The sequence below is a fragment of the Nonomuraea turkmeniaca genome (genome assembly GCF_005889735.1).
Classification (GTDB): Bacteria; Actinomycetota; Actinomycetes; order Streptosporangiales; family Streptosporangiaceae; genus Nonomuraea; species Nonomuraea turkmeniaca.
Genome location: NZ_VCKY01000088.1, coordinates 1 through 17353 on the forward strand (window position 1 = coordinate 1; position 17353 = coordinate 17353).

Here is a 17353-nt window from a genome sequence, read left to right on the forward strand (position 1 = left end):
CCCGTGGCCCCCAGGAAGCCGACAGCCGTCCCCAAGCCCACGAAGACCGCCCAGTCCCCGTCCGCCCGCTCGACGCCGAAGTCGTCTGTCACGACGGTCGGCACGACACTCGAGAACCAAGTCGTGAGCCTGGCGAACGCGCAGCGGGCCAAGGCCGGATGCCGGCCGCTCAAGCACGACGCCGAGCTCCGCAGGGCCGCCTACGGCCACTCCAGGGACATGGTCGCCAAGGACTATTTCGACCACACGTCACCCAGCGGAAAGGACGCCGGCGACCGCATCAAGGCCGCGGGCTTCTCGCCCGTCAGTTCGTGGGGCGAGAACATCGCGGCCGGTCAGCGCACGGCAGCCGCCGTCATGAAGGACTGGATGAGCAGCTCGGGCCACAAACGCAACATTCTCGACTGCTCCTACACCCACATCGGCGTCGGCTATGCCAGTTCGTATTGGACCCAGGTCTTTGCCGCGCACTGAGATGATCCACGCGGCCGGCCGCCTCGGTAAGGCGTAATCCGGCACGTGCCGCGGATCGGCCCAGCGGTTGGCAGACCGCTCGTTCCGAGCCGCGGCACGTGCCGTCCCCTCCTTCGCGGCAAGCGCTTTGGGAGCCGGCCCCCACACGGCTCCAGTCTTGACAGAGTGCGCGGGCAGCCGCCTGAGTACCTCCCTACCTAATCGAAATCACCAAATTTCTGGATCGCCTGGCAGCGCGACACCTGCCTTTGTCGGTAACCGGCCGACGTACCGCCCCGGCGGCGCCGGGCGGTGAGGTCGGCTGTTGCGACGCGTCCATCCTGTCGATCACCGTTGCCGCTGCGGATCGCCGGTGTGACCGGTTTGCACTCACTCTTACGAGGGAGTGAGATGATCGCCCCTACCGGCGATGTCCGCCGTCCCGTCGCGGGCCGAGGATTCACCGCATGAACTCTCGCTTCGCCTTCATCGCCGCGCCGCTGCTCGTGCTCGCGTACGGCGTGATCCGCATCCTCGACGGCCTCGATGGCAGCCGGGGCCCTGGGGTCGCCTGGACCACGGGCCATCTCGCGTTCATCGGTGCCCTGGTCCTCTTCGTTCCCATCTTCTGGCGGTTGCGGCACATGACCGGGCGCACCGCTGTGGCCACCGTGAGTGCGGTGGCCGGAACGGCCGGCATCGTGACGCTGATCGCGCAGTTCGCGATCGACATCGTGATCGGGTTCATGGCGGCCGACCACGACGCCATGGGGCCGCTCTTCGACCAGGTGCAGGCCATGCCGGGGGTGCAGCTCGCCGTCTACGACGCCGGCCCGTACCTGTTCTACGTGGCGCAGCTCGCGCTCGTCGTCCACGTCGCACTCCGCAAGGCGGTCAAGGCCTGGACGCCGGTCCTGGTGCTGGTCGGCCTCATGCTCCCGATGATCGACAAGGACCTGATCCCGGTCGGCGCGATCTTCCTGCTGGTGTCGTTCTGGCCGCTGGCCCGGCGTGAGGCGCCGGCCGCCCGTCACGCTCTTGTCCCATGCGTGTAGGGACACATGCGCGAGGGACAATGGCACACCGTGTCTGATTTGACGTTGGTCGACGTCGCCCGCCGGAGGCTCCAGGCGCTCCCGCATCTGTGGGTGGACGGGGTGCTCGCCGGAGCGATCACGGTGGTCCAGCTGTGGCCGCTGATCTCGTCGGCGAGCTCGATGGGAGGGTCGTGGCACTGGTGGGGGTACGTGGTCGCCATCGCCGCCTCGCTCCCCCTGGTGTGGCGGCGGCGGGCGCCGGTGACCGTCCTGGTGGTCAGCCTGTGCACGAGCGAGCTCTACGACCTCGCCGACGACGTCGCGCGACAGCCCATCTGGTACGGCGTCCTCGTCGGCTTCTACACGGTCGCCGCCTACAGCTCCCGGGCGCCGAGGATCATCGTGCTCATCCTGACCTGTGCCGGCACCCTGCTGACCGCCGGGTCATGGGACACCCTGCTGCGCGGGACGGTGCAGGTCGTGGCCGCGTACGCCATCGGCCGGGCCGCCGCCACCTCCCGCGCCCACGCTGCCGCACTCGAGGAACGTACCGCCAGGCTGGAAAGGGAACGCCAGACAGGCTGGAAAGGGAACGCCAGATGGAAGCCGAGCGCGCCGCCGAGCGCGAGCGGGCCAGGATCGCCCGCGACATGCACGACATCCTGGCCCACACGGTCAGCCTGATGGTGGTCCAGGCCGAGGCCGGGCCCGTGGTGGTACGGAGCCACCCGGCCAGGGCGGAGGCCGCGTTCGACGCGATCGCCTCGGCCGGGCGCGACGCGATGGTGCAACTGCGGCGCCTGCTCGGCGTACTGAAAGACGACGAGGTGCCGCCCCGTGCGCCCCAGCCCACGATCGGCGACCTGCCCGCGCTGGCCGGGCAGGTCGGCGGCACGGGCCTGGACGTGGCCTTCGTCGAGTCCGGCGAGCCGCGCCCGCTCGCCCCCGACAGCGCGGTGGCCGCGTACCGCATCACGCAGGAGGCGCTCACCAACATCGTCAAACACTCCGGCGCGGACAGCGCCGACATCCGGCTCACCTGGGAGGACGACACCCTGATGATCGACATCACCGACAACGGCGCCGGCGGGGGCCGCGCCCTGCCCTCGGGCGGGAACGGGCTGATCGGCATCCGCGAGCGGGCCGTCGCCTGCGGTGGCGACGCCACGGCGGGGCCGCGCCAGGACGGTCCGGGCTTCGTGGTGTCGGTACGGCTGCCGCTGGCGGCGTCATGACCCTGCGCGTCGTCGTGGCCGACGACCAGGAGCTGGTCAGGGGCGGGTTCGCGATGATCCTGGACGCCCAGCCGGACATCGACGTGGTGGCCGAGGCGGGCGACGGGGCCGAGGCGGTGGCCGCGGTCCGCGAGCACACCCCCGATGTGCTGCTGCTCGACATCCGCATGCCCAGGATGGACGGCATCGAGGCGGCCAGGATCGTGTGCGCGGAGAGCGGGTGCCGGGTGCTGATGCTGACGACGTTCGACCTCGACGACTACGTGTTCGACGCGCTGCGGGCGGGCGCGAGCGGCTTCCTGCTCAAGGACGTGCGGCGCGACGAGCTGGTGAACGCGGTGCGGGTGGTGGCGGCCGGCGAGTCCCTGCTCTCCCCGGCGGTCACCGGCAAGCTGATCGCCGAGTTCACCAAGCGGCCGGCGGCCCGGACCCCGGTGGCGACGCTGGACGTGCTGACGGCGCGGGAGCGCGAAACGCTGCTGCTGATCGCGCGCGGGCTGTCCAACGCGGAGATCGCCGCAGCCATGGTGGTCAGCGAGCACACCGTGAAGACACACGTCAGCAACGTGCTGAGCAAGCTGGGGCTGCGGGATCGGGTGCAGGCCGTGATAGCCGCGTACGAGTCGGGGCTGGCCGTGCCGGGTGCGTAACGTGGGGCTTGGCGGGTAGGCGGCGCGGTATGACTGAGGGCCTCGACAACGACCTGCTCTGGGACGAGTTCCATCGCTTGGTCAACATGAACTCCGAAGAGCTGCGCTCATACCTGCTGGCCGACGCCTCGGACGAGGACGGCTTCCCGCCCGACCCCGACCTCGGCATCGACGAGATCGGCCGGGGCGTGCTGCACGTCCTGGGCAAGCGCAAGGGCGACCTGACCAAGGACGACCTGAAGGTGATGCGACAGGTCGTCGAACTGATCGAGACCATGCGCGACAGGACGGACGACGACTCGCGGCGCGCGCTCATGACCGTCGGGCACGATCCGCTGAGAGGATGAGTCATGGTCGAGCCGCGTCCGTGGATCGATGGGTACGTCCGAGCGTGGAACTCCAACGATCCCGACGACATCTCCGCCCTGTTCACGGAGGACGCCGTCTACTACACCGAGCCGTACAGCACGCCCTGGCAGGGGCGGGACGAGATCGTCGTGAAGTGGCTGGACCGGCAGGACAAACCGGGCGAGGCCACGTTCGAGTGGCATCCGGTGTGCGTCACGGAAGACGTGGGCGTCATTCAAGGTGTCACCACGTACCCGGACAAAACCTATAGCAATCTTTGGGTGATCCGATTCGTGCCCGACGGGCGATGCCGGGAATTCACCGAATGGTGGATGAGACACGACGCCGGATGATGCAATGGGCCGAACCGTCTTCACCCGAGGAGATCCGTTGAGAGACAACCTCGACCTCGCCGCGAGCGCTCAGCAGTTGGCAGACGCCGCCCCGACGGGATCGATAGACCGTGCCGCGGCCTCGTCCGTGGCGATCACGCTGGCCACCACGCGCGACATCACGCAGGCCAGGAGGACGCTGGACGGGCTGTCTCCCGAGGACGTGCGCAAGGCCGCGCTGGAGCTCTTCGACCGGCTCGCGGCGAGCTGACCCCCCGGCCGCCGGCCGGCGGCGGCGCAACTCGGCGCTCGTGGGCAAGCGCCGCGCCTGGCGACGCTAGCCGCTCAGGCGGGCGTGCACGGCGCGGCGGGCGCGGCCGGCGGCCTCGGGGTCGCGGTGCAGCTGGATGGAGTGGTTCAGTGCCATGATCAGGCCGAGCAGCTCGAACGCCAGCTGCTCGGCGTCCGTGCCCACCGGCAGGTCGCCGGCCTCGGCCGCGCGTCGCGCCTCCTTGCGCAACCGCCCGCGCCAGCCGTCGAACCGAGCCTCGATGGCGTCCCGCACCGGCCCCTCCCGGCCGTCGAACTCGTGCGCCGCCGCCACGAAGAAGCACCCGCCAGGGAAGACTCCCCGGTCCAGGTAGGAGATCCACGCTTCGCACAACTCGCGCAGCCGGTGCAGGCCGGGGGCGGCGGGCCGGGCGGGCACCCAGACCTCGGCAAGGAAGATGTCCGCCGCACGGTCGAGCACGGCGAGTTGCAGTGCCTCCTTGGAGCCGAAGTGCCCGAGCACGCCCGACTTGCTCATGCCCAGTTCGCCGGCGAGGCGGCCGATGGTCAGCCCTTCGAGCCCTTCGAGGGAGGCGATGGCGACCGAGCGGTCGAGAATCGCCGATCGGGTGCCAAGGGCTTCGGCGGCGGACTTACGCGGGCTCATCCGGGCCACCGTGCGGCGTGGGTGTGCGGGCTCATGTGGGCCACTTTAGCGTCCGAACGTTCGGTTGCTATAGTCCGATCCCATGAGTGGATCACGACTTGTCGCCACAGGTCACTACCAACCTGCCCAGGTCATGACAAATGATGATTTGGCGGGGATGGTGGACACCAGCGACGAGTGGATCAGGCAGCGGGTCGGCATCCGCGCCAGGCATGTGGCGGGGCCCGAGGAGAGCGTGGCGGACCTGGCCGGGCACGCCGCCGCGAAGGCCCTGGCCGGCAGTGGCCTGGACCCGGCCGACATCGACCTGGTGCTGATCGCGACCTGCACGCAGACCGAGCGCGCCCCGAACGTCGCCTCCCGCGTCGCGGTCCGGCTCGGCGTACCGGCCGCGGCCCTGATGGACGTCGGCGTCTCGTGCTCGGGCTTCACCCACGCCCTGGCGGTGGCCGACCACACAATCCGCGCCGGTGCCGCCACGAACGCGCTGGTCGTCGGCGCGGACAAGATGACCTCGGTCACCGACTGGACCGACCGGACCACATGCGTGCTGACCGGCGACGGCGCCGGCGCCGCCGTGCTCAGCGCGGCCCCGGAGGCCGGGATCGGGCCCGTCGTGTGGGGGTCGGCGCCCGAGCTGGGCGCCGCCGTACGCATCGAGGGCGCCCCCGCGCGCTTCTCCCAGGACGGCCAGACCGTCTACCGGTGGGCCACCACCCGGCTGCCGGAGATCGCCCAGCGCGCCTGCGAGCGCGGCGGTGTCCGTCCCGAGGACCTGGCGGCCGTGGTGCTGCACCAGGCGAACCTGCGCATCATCGAGCCCATCGCCAAGAAGCTCGGCGCGGTCAACGCGATCGTGGCGCGCGACGTCGTGGAGTCGGGCAACACCTCGGCCGCGAGCGTCCCCCTGGCGCTGTCGAAGCTCCTGGAGCAGGGGGTGGTCCAGCGCGGCGCGCCGATGTTGCTCTTCGGTTTCGGCGGCAACCTGTCCTACGCGGGGATGGTGGTCCGCTGCCCCTGACGTGGTCCGTGGCCGGATCTACGCCTTCGCCGGGGCGGGTGCGGGGCCCGTGCTGCCGCGTGGCGTGAGCACCGCCGCCTGGTCCTCGTAGGGGGTCACGCTCTCGCCGGCGATCAACGCCAGCAGCCGCTGGGCAGCGTGTGTCCCGTAGGCCGGGATGTCACGGGTGAGCGCCGTCAGCGGCGGGCGCACGACCTGGGCCAGCGGCGAGTCGTCCCAGGCCACGATGGAGAGCTCGCCCGGCACCCGCACCCGCATCTCCTGGGCGACGGACAGGCCCGCCACGGCCATGATGTCGTTGTCGTAGATGATCGCCGTGGGCCGGTCGGGTGAGCTGAGCAGCCGGCGGGTGGCCCGGGCGCCTTCCTCGCCGGTGTAGTCCGTGTGCACGGTGACGTGCTCGGCCGTCCCCTGGCAGGCCTCGGCGAACGCCTGGTCGCGGACGGCGGTGTGGACCAGGTCCGACAACCCCGCCACCCGGGCGATGCGGCGGTGGCCGAGCGCCACCAAGTAGCCGACGGTCTCGCGGACGGCCTGGCCGTCGTCGGACCAGATGGCCGACAACGAGCCGGACTGGGACGGGTGGCCGATGACCACGACCGGCATGCCGAGCCGCTCAAGCTCCGTCACGCGGGCGTCCGCATAGTGCAGGTCGACGAGGAAGACGCCGTCGATGCGGCTCTCGCCCCACCAGCGCCGGTAGACCTCGCTCTCCTGCTGGTGGCTGGAGACCACCTGCAGCAGCAGCGCGTACGACCGGTCGGCGAGCACACCCTCGATGCCGCTGATCAGCTCCATGAAGAACGGCTCGACACCCAGAATCCTGGCGGGACGGCACAGCGCGAGGCCGACGCAGTTGGCCCGGGCGCCGTTGAGCGCCCGGGCGGCGCTGTTGGGGCGCCAGCCGATCTCGTCGGCGATGGCGATGATCCTGGCCCGCGTCGCTTCCGACACCCCCGGTTGGCCGTTGAGCGCGTAGGACACCGCCACCTTGGAGACGCCGGCCCGGCTGGCGATGTCGGCGATCGTCGGTCGCTTCACTGGCATCCTCTCTGAACCGGGTAACCACGCCTACTGTAGGCTAATCCGGAGGGGATGTATTAACCGATTAAGCCACGTGCCAGGGCCTGGTGTCCTCGGTCTCCTCCGCGGTGCCGGCCACGCGCAGCGCGAACGTGGGTCGCTCGGCTCCCTCCACCTGTCCCAGGTAGGTGTGGCCGGTCAGGTGGCACCAAGCCGGCAGGTCCACAGGGGCGGCCGGGTCGGTGGCGATCAGGTGGATGACGGCGCCGGGCCCGGCCCGGCGTACGTGGGCGCGCAGCTTGATGAGCAGTTGAACGCACAGCTTGTCGCGACCGTCCACGACGAGATCAGGCATAAGCCTAGGAAACCACCCGTGCGACCCGTTCACCCACTCGGTGCCTGAGGACTCGCTCGCGGTGTCTCGGGCGAGCGTCAGGAGACGCCGGGCGGTGACGTGGAGTCGCGGATGACGAGCTGGCAGGGCATCTTGTGCACGCCGGGCGTCGCCTTGCCGTCGATGGCCGCGAACAGGTGCTGGGCCGCCGTCCTGCCCAGCAGCTCCAGGTTCATGTCCACGGTCGTCAGCGCGGGCCGGGTCTCGGTGGACAGGACCTCCCAGTTGTCGTAGCCGACCACCGCGATGTCGTCGGGCACCCGCCGCCCCCGCTCCCGCGCCGTCTCCACGAACCCGGCCGCGACCTGGTCGCTGCCGCAGAATACGGCGTCGATCTCGGGCTCGGACATGAGCAGCATCTCGGCCGCGTGCCGCCCCCATCGCTGCGACCACGGCCCCGACAACGTCTGACCGACCTGCTCGAGACCGGCCTCGGCCAACGCCAGACGCAGCCCTTCCTCGCGGTCTCGGGCGGCCTTGTAGTGGGTGGGTCCGGTGACGTGCGCGATCCGGCGACGTCCCATGGCCAGCAGGTGGTTGACGGCCATGGCCGCGGCCCCCACGTCGTCCGGCACGAACGACACGTCGTCGGGGTCCTCGGACGGCCCGTACGCGTACACGACCGGCACCGGCAGGTCCTTGCTCACCGACGGCCGCGGGTTGGTGCTCTCGCCCACCACGATCAGCCCGTCCACCCGGCGTGACAGCAGGGCCCGCAGATGGTACTGCTCCCTGATCGCGTCGCCGCGCGCGTCACAGAGGAGCACGGCCATTTCGCCGGCGCCGAACGCGTTCTCCGCGCCGAGCAGCACCGGGATGCCGAACCGGCCGACGCTGTCGGAGGTCAGCAGCCCCACCGTGCGGGTCTGGCCCGACAGCAGCCCCCTGGCCAGAGCGTTGGGCTGGAAGGAGAGCTCCGCCGCGGCGGCCAGCACCCGCTCGCGCGTGGCCGCTCGCACATCCTGGCGCCCGTTGAGCGCCTTGGACGCCGTGGCGATCGACACCCCCGCCAGCGAGGCCACATCGCTGATGGTCGCCCGCTTAGTCGCCATGCTTTCGAAACCCTTTTCGGTCGGCTGTGAACTGCATAGAACCCTAACACCCATTGACAGTGAGACAGGTTTCTTCTACGTTTCCGAAAACCTTTAAGTCCAGGAGCACATCATGAGACGAAGGCTGGCCGGGATCTCCCTTCTCGGTGTGTTAGCGCTCACAGCAGCGGCCTGCGGCAGCGGCGGAGGCGACGGCGGAGGCGGGGGCAGCACGCAAGCCGCGGACACTCCCGTGACTATCACGATGTGGACCCGCGCCGCCACGCAGACGCAGAGCGAGCGGCTGGTCCAGGAGTACAACAAGACCCACAAGAACCAGGTGAAGCTCACCGTCATCCCCACGGACAACTACCAGCCGCGCATCGCCGCGGCGGCAGGTGCCAAGCAACTGCCCGACGTGTTCGCGGCCGACGTCATCTTCGTCCCGAACTACACCTCACAAGGCCTGTTCATGGACATCACGGACAGGGTCAACGCCCTGCCGCACAAGGCCGGGCTCGCGCCCTCGCACATGAAGCTGGGCACGCTCGACGGCAAGATGTACACCCTGCCGCACACCCTTGACCTGTCGGTCTGGTTCTGGAACAAGGACCTGTACGAGAAGGCCGGGCTCGACCCCGAGCAGGGCCCGAAGACGCTGAAGGAGTTCGCCCAGCACGCCACCACCATCCAGGAGAAGCTGGGCAAGGACGGCAAGGTCCACGGCACGTTCTTCGGCGGCAACTGCGGCGGCTGCTACGTCTTCACGTTCTGGCCCTCCGTCTGGGCCTCCGGCGGCCAGGTCATGAACGCCGAGGGCACGCAGTCGCTCAACGACCAGGCCGCGATGACCGACGTCTTCAAGATCTACCGCGAGCTGTACGAGAAGAAGGCCACCGGCCCGACGGCCAAGGAGGAGCAGGGCCCGACCTGGACCGGCTTCTTCCCCAAGGGTGAGATCGGCGTCATGCCGATGCCCTCGACCACGCTGGGCCTGATGCCGAAGGACATGAAGATCGGTGTCACCCCGATCGCCGGCCCCGACGGCGGTGAGTCGACGTTCGTCGGCGGCGACTCCGTCGGCATCTCCTCCACCAGCAAGAACGCCGACGCCGCCTGGGAGTTCCTGTCCTGGACGGTCTCCGACCAGGCCCAGGTCGAGGTCATGGCCAAGAACAAGGACGTGCTCGCCCGCACCGACCTGGCCAGCAACAAGTACTCCGCCGAGGACCCGCGCGTGGTGCTGATCAACTCGCTGGTGGCCAAGGGCCAGACCCCGTTCGCGCTGCGCTTCGGGCAGACGTTCAACGACCCGCAGGGCCCGTGGCTGCGCTACGCCCGCGAGGCCGTGTTCGGTGACGTCTCGAAGCTGCCGCAGCTCAACGCCGAGATAACGAAGTCGCTGCAACAATGACCTTGACGATCACGCGATCCGGGCGGCGGCCGGCACACTCCGCGCCGTCCGCCCGGTGGCGGAGCAGGAAGGTCCAGGGCTGGCTGTACGCGGCGCCGACGGCGGTCATCGTGGGCGTGCTCTTCATCGCGCCCCTGGTGCTGGTCGTGTGGATGTCGCTCAACCGCTGGCCCCTGCTCGGCCAGGCCACGTTCAACGCTCCCACCAACTACGTCAAGATCGCCGACAACCCGCTCTTCGTCGACGCCGTCCTCTTCACCCTCAAATACACCGCCATCACCACCGTCCTGCTGTCCGCGGTGGCGCTGGGCCTGGCCCTGCTGGTGCAGGATCGCAAGCCGGGCATCGGGTTCTTCAGGACGGCCTTCTTCCTGCCCGGCGCGGTCGGCTTCGCCGCGGCCGGGTTGCTGTTCTACGGCATGCTGAACAACGACTTCGGCCCCATCGACCCCATGCTCCAGTCGCTGGGCATCACCGACGAGCCGGTGAAGTGGATCGGCACGCCCAACATGGCGCTGTTCTCCACGATCACGCTGGTGATCTGGCGCTTCGCCGGGTTCAACATGCTGATCCTGCTGACCGGCCTGCAGGCCATCCCGACCGAGGTGTACGAGGCCGCGCGGAGCGACGGCGCCAACCGCTGGCAGGTCTTCACCAAGATCACGCTGCCGCTGCTGCGCCCGACGCTGGCGCTGATGCTCATCCTCAGCATCACGGGCTCGCTGCTGGCCTTCGACCAGTTCTTCGTCTTCACCAACGGCGGCCCGGACAACAGCACGGTCTCCATGGTCATGGTCGTCTACCGCGACGCGTTCTTCCGCTTCGACCTCGGCGGCGCCGCGGCGCTGTCGGTCGTGCTGCTCGTGGCCCTCGTCGGGCTCAACACGGTGATGATGCGGAGGCTGCGATGAGCCGTTACCTCACGTTGTCCGCCCTGGCGGTGCTGTTCCTGTTCCCGTTGGTGTGGAGCGGCTACGCCTCGCTGGAGGAGCCGGCCAACTACCTGGAGATGGCCCAGTTCGGTGAGGGCGTCGGCACGTACGCGACCAACAGCCTGCTGGTCTCCGTCATGACCGTGGCGGGCACGCTGATCGTCTCCGCGCTCGGCGGCTACGGTTTCGCCCGTTTCGATTTCCCTGGCAAGAATCTGCTGTTCCTGGCCACGCTGGCGATTCTCATGGTGCCGTACGCGACGATCCTCATCCCGCTCTACGTGCTGCTCGGCTACATCGGGCTGCAGAACTCGCTGGTCGGGTTGTCGCTGGTGTTCGTGATGTTCCAGCTGCCTTTCGCGCTGTTCATGATGCGCAACGCGTTCGAGGCGCTGCCGCGCGAGCTGGAGGAGGCGGCGCTGGTGGACGGCTGCGGCACCTTCCGCGCCTTCACCAGGATCCTGCTGCAGGCCGTGCGGCCCGCGCTGATCACGGTGGGCCTGTTCGCGTTCCTCGCCTCGTGGAACGACTTCTTCGCGCCGCTCATCCTGCTCAACGACGGCGCCTCGTTCACCCTGCCGGTGGCCGTGGTCAGCATGACGCAGCAGACGTTCGGTGCGATCGACTACGGCATGCTCCAGGCCGGCGTCATGGTCATGGCCTTCCCCTGTCTCATCCTCTTCATCGTGTTGCAGCGCCACTACGTGCGCGGATTCATGTCAGGAGCTCTGCGTGGCTAATCCCGTCCTGCCCTCATCGGGCGTCCTGTCCCCACTCGGCCTCGACGCGGTGCGCCTCTCGCCCGGTTTCTGGGGCGACCGGGTGGCGCTCAACCGTGAGGTCACCATCGCCCACTGCCAGGAATGGGAAGAACGCGAGGGCTGGATCGGCAACTTCCGGGGCGAGCGCCCCCGCAGGGGCCGGGAGTTCAGCGACTCGGAGATCTACAAGCTGCTGGAGGCCATGGCCTGGGCCGACCATCCGGGGCTGCCGGCGCTGGCCGAGACCGTTGCTCAGGCCCAGGAAGGCGACGGCTACATCAACACGCGCTGGTCCGGCAGCCGCTACACCGACTTCGAATGGGGCCACGAGCTCTACTGCTACGGCCACCTCATCCAGGCCGGGGTGGCCAGGCTGCGCATGCACGGCGAGGACCGGCTGACGCAGGTGGCGGTGCGGGCCGCCGACCACGTCTGCCGCCGCTTCATGGAGGGCACGGAGACCTGCGGTCACCCCGTGATCGAGATGGCGCTCGTCGAGCTCTACCGGGCGACCGGGGCCGAGCGGTACCTGGAGATGGCCAAGCGCTTCGTCGAGCGGCGCGGCCTGCCCGCGCTCGCCGAGATCCACTTCGGCCGCGGCTATTTCCAGGACGACGTGCCGGTCCGCCAGGCGCAGGTGTTCCGCGGGCACGCCGTACGGGCGCTCTACCTCGCCTCCGGCGTGGTGGACGTGGCCGTCGAGACCGGCGACCAGGAGCTGCTGAAAGCGGTCGAGGCGCAGTGGGAGCGGACGATCGCCCGGCGTACGCACCTGACCGGCGGCATGGGGTCGCGGCACATCGACGAGTCGTTCGGCGACGACTACGAGCTGCCGCCGGACCGCGCCTACAACGAGACCTGCGCGAGCATCGCGTCCATCATGCTGGCGCACCGGCTGCTGCTGGCCACCGGCGACGCCCGCTACGCCGACCTGGCCGAGCGCACCCTGTACAACATGCTCGCCACCGGCGTGGCGCTGGACGGCCGGACGTTCTTCTACGCCAACCCGCTGCAGGTACGGGTGCCCGCGGTGCCGCTCGAAGGCGTGAACCACGCCGCCGAGGGCGGGTTGCGCTCGCCCTGGTTCGACGTGTCCTGCTGCCCGAACAACATCGCCCGCACACTGGCCTCCCTGCCCGCCTACATGGCCACGACCGCGGCGGACGGTCTGCAGATCCACCACTTCACGCCGTCGGAGATCCGGAGCGGCGGGCTGGCGGTGCGGGTGGAGACCGGCTACCCGTGGGACGGAGCGGTGACGGTCCGGGTGCTGGAGGACGGCGACGGGCGGATCAAGCTGCGCGTCCCGGCCTGGGCGTCGGACGCGAGGCTCGCGCACGGCGGGACGGTCCGCGAGGTGACCCCGGGGTACGCGGTCGCCGACGGCCCCTGGCGGGCGGGTGACGAGCTCCGGCTGGAGCTGCCGATGCCGCCGCGGTGGACGTTCCCCAACAGCAAGATCGACGCGCTTCGGGGGTGCGCGGCGGTCGAGCGGGGTCCGCTCGTTTACTGCGCCGAGTCCGTGGGCGACGAGCCGCCGCTGGCCGAGCTGGCCGTGCGGGTCCAGCCACCCGCGGAGCACGCGGCGAACGGCGTGGTCGAGCTCGAGGTCGAGGCGGCGCTCGGCGACAGCGACGGCGACGGCTGGCCCTACTCGCCGGCGCGGAACGACCGCATGGACGCCTCGGACGTGCGGCTGCGGCTCATCCCTTACCACCGGTGGGGCAACCGGGGTCCCGCGACCATGCGTGTATGGCTGCCTATCTGAACCCTCTGGAGTATGCACATGCGTCTCTTAGCCGTGTTAGCGCTCACAGCGTCCCTTGTCGCGTTACCTTCCGCGGCGGTAGCGGTGGATGACCTCGGCATGCCGGTGTTCACGGGTGCCGACCCCGTGCCCGACGAGCCGGTCGGCTACCACCCGCGCAAGATGATGGAGGAGATCTACAAGAAGGAGAAGGGCGGCGACTCGTACTGGATCGACCGCATGCTGGCCCGGCCGGGCGACGACCCGGCAGGCCCGTGGTTGATGACGCGCGGGCGGGCGCTGTTCATGAAGGAGCATGATCCCAGGAAGATCGGGTTCGGCGGGTACGCCGCCTACTGGGAGAGCATCGACAACCGGGACGCGTACACGATCTCGTTCGGGACCGACCTGAGCGAGGACGTGTCCAAGCGGCTGCAGATGCCCAGCCACTGGAGCGGCCAGTACGCCGGGGACGGGCTGTCGGTCGGCGTGAAGAAGTTCATCACGCACGAGAACGTGGCCGTGACGACGTTGGAGATCACCAACACGGGGTCGGCGGCGACGTCGGTCCCGATCACGGTCACCTCGCCCTACACCAAGGCGGCCGACGGCGACCGGGAGCTGACCGGCGCGGTGTTCGCCAAGAACAAGCTGACCACGATCTTCCCGAGGCTCAGCGGTGACGGGCTGAAGGTCGCGGACGGCGCGCTCAAGGGCGCCGTCACGGTCGCGCCGGGCAAGACCGTGCGGACCAAGGTCCAGATGGGCTTCGTCACCGAGGAGCTCGCCGGGTCGCGGGCGGAGTACGACGGCTACAAGGGCCGCTCGCCGGAGCAGGCGCTACGGCGGCAGCTGCAGGACTACAACGCATGGTGGGCGGAGAACGTCCCCTACATCGACGTGCCCGACGAGAACATCAAGAAGTTCGTGTACTACCGCTGGTGGCTCATGCGCTTCAACTTCCTCGACGCCGACATCCCCGGGAACGACTACCAGTTCCCGACGTCGGTGGAGGGCGCGCTGGGCTACAACAACGCGATCGTGCTGACCGTGCCGATGTTCGTCCAGGACCTGAAGTACCTGCGCAACCCGATCTACTCGTACGGGCCGTGGGTGTCGGCGGGCGAGGTGTCGCGCAACTCCAAGTACACCGACAACCCGGGCGACCCGGAGAACTGGTCGAACAGCTACACGCAGTACATCTCGGCGGCGGCCCTGGAGAGCTACCAGATCCACGGCGGGCAGCCGCAGATCCTGCGGAACCTCGCCCGGTACGCCGAGAAGGACGTCTACGGGCAGCTCGACGCCTACGACTCCAACAAGAACGGCGTCATCGAGTACGACTGGGAGGCCATGACCGGCAACGACGCCGACGCGGTGTCGTTCCACTACTACGACCGGGCGAACGAGCGGCTCGAAGGCGCGTACGTCTACGCGAACGCGATGGCGGCGGCGCAGGCGTACGAGCTGTCGGGTGACCGGGCGAAGGCCACCGAGATGCGCGGCGTGGCCGACAAGGTTCGCAACGGGATCCTCACCCTGCTGTGGGACGAGCAGAACAAGTTGTTCAAGCACCGCGACCTCCAGACGGGCAACCTGATCCCGTGGAAGGAGTCGAACAACTACATCCCGTACGCGACCGGTCTCGTGCCGACAGATGACCCGAAATATCGGGAGGCGCTGCGGTTGTGGGCTGACCCCGCCGAATATCCGATCTTCCCGGCGTACACCGCCAACCAGAAGGACAAGGCCGAGGCGGCCGAGGCCGGGATCCCTGGCTCGAACAACTTCTCGCAGATCAACTCGACCCGGAACTTCGCGTTCTTCTCCAAGGCGATGCGGCAGTACCAGACGCCGTACATCACGGCCGACCAGTACAAGCAGCTGCTCTACTGGAACGCCTGGTCGCAGTACGTCGGCGGGGACACCCGCTACCCCGACGCCAACGAGTTCTGGGCCAATTGGGACCAGGCCACCAAGACCATCGGCTACCGCTCCTGGATCCACCACACGATCCTGGGCAGCAGCAACTGGACCGTCATCGAGGACGTCATGGGTCTGCGCCCGCGGTCGGACGGCAAGGTCGAGCTCTGGCCGGTGGACATCGGCTGGGACCACTTCACCGTCAACGGCATCAACTACCGGGGCAACGACCTGACCATCGTGTGGGACAAGCCGGGTGACGGGACCACGCACTACGCCGGCGTGCCCGAGGGGTACTCGATCCTCATCGACGGCAAGCGCAAGGTCACCCTGTCCGGTCTCGAGCACGCGGTGTGGGACCCGAAGACCGGCCAGGTCGAGGGCGGCACCGTGGTGCACGCCGAGAAGGCCGCAGGGATGAAGGCCCCCGTCCAGGTCGAGCTCGAAGGCGACCGGGTCGAGGACCTGTTCCAGAAGGCCGGCGTGGATCTGCGCTCCACCCGCCCCAACCTGGTCAAGTCCGCCACCGCCTCCCACGGCGACCCCGCCGGCGCGGTGGACGGGTTCACGATCAACGAGCCGTACTGGGGAAGCAAGGGCTCAGGCAAGAGCCAGGACTGGCTGGAGGTGGACCTCGGCTCGGCCCAGACGGTCGACCAGGTCAAGCTGTACTTCTCCAACGACCGCAAGGCGGCCGGGTACAGCGAGCCCGCCTTCTACTCGGTGCAGTACCAGGACGGCGACACCTGGAAGGACGTGCCGAGGCAGGCGAAGAAACCGGTCTACCCGCGGGCGAACCTCAACGAGGTGCGCTTCCCGGCCATCACGGCGCAGAAGCTACGCGTTCTGGTCACGCACCGGCCCGGCTACGCCACGGGTCTGAAGGAGGTCCAGGCGTACCGGACGGGCATGGACGCCGGCTCGGTCACCAACCGGGCCCCGTACGTGGCGGCCGTGGTCGATCCCACCTTCAGCCGCCCGGGCCAGGCCAGGATCGACGCGGTGGCCAAGGACGACGCGCGGCCGTCGGGCACGCTCACCACTCAGTGGACCAAGGTCGACGGGCCCGGTGAGGCGTTCTTCACCGACCCGACGGGCACGAGCACGGTCGTCTCGTTCTCGGAGGAGGGCACGTACCGGCTGAAGCTCACCGCCGCGGACGGCGAGAAGAGCGCCTCCACGACCGTGACCGTCGCCGCCACGGCCCAGGCCGCGCAGGTGAACGTGGCGCCCAGGGCCACGCCCACCGCTTCCTACACCTCGCCGTGGGAGCGGGTCACCGCGATCAACGACGGCATCGATCCACCGCGCTCCAACGACGGCGCCAACCCGCGCTGGGGCACCTGGCCGCAGCAGGGCACGCAGTGGGTGCAGCTCGAATGGCCGTCGCGGGTGCGGGTGAACAAGGCCGACGTGTACTTCTTCGACGACGACGGCGGCGTGCGCCTGCCCGCCTCGTGGAAGATCCAGCAGTGGGACGGGGACTCCTTCGAGGATGTCACCGGCGTCGCCTCCTACCCGAAGGCGATCGACGCCTACAACACCGTCTCCTTCGACACCGTCAGCACCTCACGGCTGCGGGTCCAACTGGAGGCCGGCGGGGCGTCGGTCGGGTTGCTGGAGACCAAGGTGTACGAGGTCCCGCCGGACTCCGTACGCCCCGTGCACGTCCCCACCCTGGTCGACACGCTGCCCAACCTGCCGGCCACCGTGGAGACCCTGTACACGGACGGCGCCCGCAGCACGGCCGCCGTCACCTGGCAGCAGGTGACGCCCGACCAGGTGAAGACCGGCGGCACCAGCTTCACCGTCTCCGGGCTCGCCGAGGGCGTGCGCCAGCCCGTCCAGGCCACGGTGTACGTCCGCACCACCGCGGCCGTGACCATCACCTCGATCGCCGAGGAGGCGGTCACGACCCGGGCCGGGGTGGCGCCCACGATGCCCGGGACGGTCGTGGCGACGTACAACGACGGGTCGAAGGACAGCTCGGTCGCCGTCACCTGGGAGGCCATCAGCCCTGACCGGTACGCCCAGCCGGGCACGTTCACCGTGGCCGGCCAGGTTCAGGGAACGACCCTCACCGCGAAGGCCACCGTCACGGTCCAGTAGCGCCTA

Annotated in this window: 18 protein-coding genes; 14 read left to right on the top strand and 4 right to left on the bottom strand. The window is 69.3% G+C overall.

Annotated elements, in window-relative coordinates; translation table 11 throughout:
• The first annotated feature begins 123 nt into the window (after positions 1-123).
• The 8 genes from ETD86_RS24845 (at position 124) to ETD86_RS24875 (ending at position 4326) form a co-directional block, all read left to right on the top strand.
• Entirely contained in the window at positions 124-474 is a 351-nt protein-coding gene (locus ETD86_RS24845; RefSeq protein WP_211370283.1) for a CAP domain-containing protein, read from the top strand.
• Positions 475-920: 446 nt separating this feature from the next.
• Positions 921-1508: a hypothetical protein gene (locus ETD86_RS24850; RefSeq protein WP_138668568.1), complete on the top strand. Its 588-nt coding sequence runs from the start codon at positions 921-923 to the stop codon at positions 1506-1508.
• Positions 1509-1538: 30 nt separating this feature from the next.
• Positions 1539-2174 (top strand): DUF7134 domain-containing protein, encoded by a 636-nt coding sequence (locus ETD86_RS57180; protein WP_211370284.1) that lies wholly within the window; start codon positions 1539-1541, stop codon positions 2172-2174.
• Positions 2090-2725 carry a sensor histidine kinase gene (locus ETD86_RS57185; protein WP_211370285.1) on the top strand — a complete coding sequence of 212 codons (636 nt, stop codon included), beginning with the start codon at positions 2090-2092 and terminating at the stop codon, positions 2723-2725. The genes ETD86_RS57180 and ETD86_RS57185 overlap by 85 nt, the downstream gene beginning before the upstream one ends.
• The gene (locus ETD86_RS24860) at positions 2722-3375 is read left to right on the top strand and encodes a response regulator (RefSeq protein WP_138668569.1); all 654 of its coding nucleotides are present in this window, start codon (positions 2722-2724) and stop codon (positions 3373-3375) included. The genes ETD86_RS57185 and ETD86_RS24860 overlap by 4 nt, the downstream gene beginning before the upstream one ends.
• Before the next feature lie 29 nt (positions 3376-3404).
• Positions 3405-3722: a DUF3140 domain-containing protein gene (locus ETD86_RS24865; protein WP_138668570.1), complete on the top strand. Its 318-nt coding sequence runs from the start codon at positions 3405-3407 to the stop codon at positions 3720-3722.
• Positions 3723-3725: 3 nt separating this feature from the next.
• Complete coding sequence (locus ETD86_RS24870) at positions 3726-4076, top strand: nuclear transport factor 2 family protein (RefSeq protein ID WP_138668571.1); 351 nt, start codon at positions 3726-3728, stop codon at positions 4074-4076.
• Positions 4077-4113: 37 nt separating this feature from the next.
• Positions 4114-4326, top strand: a complete 213-nt coding sequence (locus tag ETD86_RS24875; RefSeq protein ID WP_138668572.1) for a hypothetical protein — start codon at positions 4114-4116, stop codon at positions 4324-4326.
• Between the two features lie 66 nt (positions 4327-4392).
• Here ETD86_RS24875 and ETD86_RS24880 read toward each other — a convergent pair whose 3' ends face one another.
• The gene (locus ETD86_RS24880) at positions 4393-4992 is read right to left on the bottom strand and encodes a TetR/AcrR family transcriptional regulator (protein ID WP_138668573.1); all 600 of its coding nucleotides are present in this window, start codon (positions 4990-4992) and stop codon (positions 4393-4395) included.
• An 82-nt stretch (positions 4993-5074) separates the two neighbouring features.
• Between ETD86_RS24880 and ETD86_RS24885 the strand changes: the two genes are divergently transcribed.
• Positions 5075-6013 carry a beta-ketoacyl-ACP synthase III gene (locus ETD86_RS24885; RefSeq protein WP_138668574.1) on the top strand — a complete coding sequence of 313 codons (939 nt, stop codon included), beginning with the start codon at positions 5075-5077 and terminating at the stop codon, positions 6011-6013.
• Positions 6014-6031: 18 nt separating this feature from the next.
• On the opposite strand, the gene ETD86_RS24890 is transcribed toward ETD86_RS24885, so the two are convergent.
• From ETD86_RS24890 to ETD86_RS24900, 3 genes are all read right to left on the bottom strand, one after another.
• Positions 6032-7054 (bottom strand): LacI family DNA-binding transcriptional regulator, encoded by a 1023-nt coding sequence (locus ETD86_RS24890; protein ID WP_138668575.1) that lies wholly within the window; start codon positions 7052-7054, stop codon positions 6032-6034.
• A 67-nt stretch (positions 7055-7121) separates the two neighbouring features.
• Positions 7122-7391 carry a sulfurtransferase TusA family protein gene (locus ETD86_RS24895; RefSeq protein WP_138668576.1) on the bottom strand — a complete coding sequence of 90 codons (270 nt, stop codon included), beginning with the start codon at positions 7389-7391 and terminating at the stop codon, positions 7122-7124.
• A 77-nt stretch (positions 7392-7468) separates the two neighbouring features.
• On the bottom strand, positions 7469-8482 hold the full coding sequence (locus tag ETD86_RS24900) for a LacI family DNA-binding transcriptional regulator (RefSeq protein ID WP_138668577.1): 1014 nt from the start codon (positions 8480-8482) through the stop codon (positions 7469-7471).
• Positions 8483-8714: 232 nt separating this feature from the next.
• On the opposite strand from ETD86_RS24900, the gene ETD86_RS24905 reads away from it, so the two are divergent.
• From ETD86_RS24905 to ETD86_RS24925, 5 genes are all read left to right on the top strand, one after another.
• Positions 8715-9875, top strand: a complete 1161-nt coding sequence (locus ETD86_RS24905; protein ID WP_246148123.1) for an ABC transporter substrate-binding protein — start codon at positions 8715-8717, stop codon at positions 9873-9875.
• Positions 9872-10786, top strand: a complete 915-nt coding sequence (locus tag ETD86_RS24910) for a carbohydrate ABC transporter permease (protein ID WP_138668579.1) — start codon at positions 9872-9874, stop codon at positions 10784-10786. Before ETD86_RS24905 ends, ETD86_RS24910 begins: the two co-directional genes overlap by 4 nt.
• On the top strand, positions 10783-11547 hold the full coding sequence (locus ETD86_RS24915; RefSeq protein WP_138668580.1) for a carbohydrate ABC transporter permease: 765 nt from the start codon (positions 10783-10785) through the stop codon (positions 11545-11547). Before ETD86_RS24910 ends, ETD86_RS24915 begins: the two co-directional genes overlap by 4 nt.
• A complete protein-coding gene (locus ETD86_RS24920; RefSeq protein ID WP_138668581.1) occupies positions 11540-13336 on the top strand; it encodes a glycoside hydrolase family 127 protein in 1797 nt (598 codons plus the stop codon). The genes ETD86_RS24915 and ETD86_RS24920 overlap by 8 nt, the downstream gene beginning before the upstream one ends.
• A 99-nt stretch (positions 13337-13435) precedes the next feature.
• On the top strand, positions 13436-17347 hold the full coding sequence (locus tag ETD86_RS24925; protein ID WP_170223251.1) for an Ig-like domain-containing protein: 3912 nt from the start codon (positions 13436-13438) through the stop codon (positions 17345-17347).
• Positions 17348-17353: the final 6 nt, after the last annotated feature.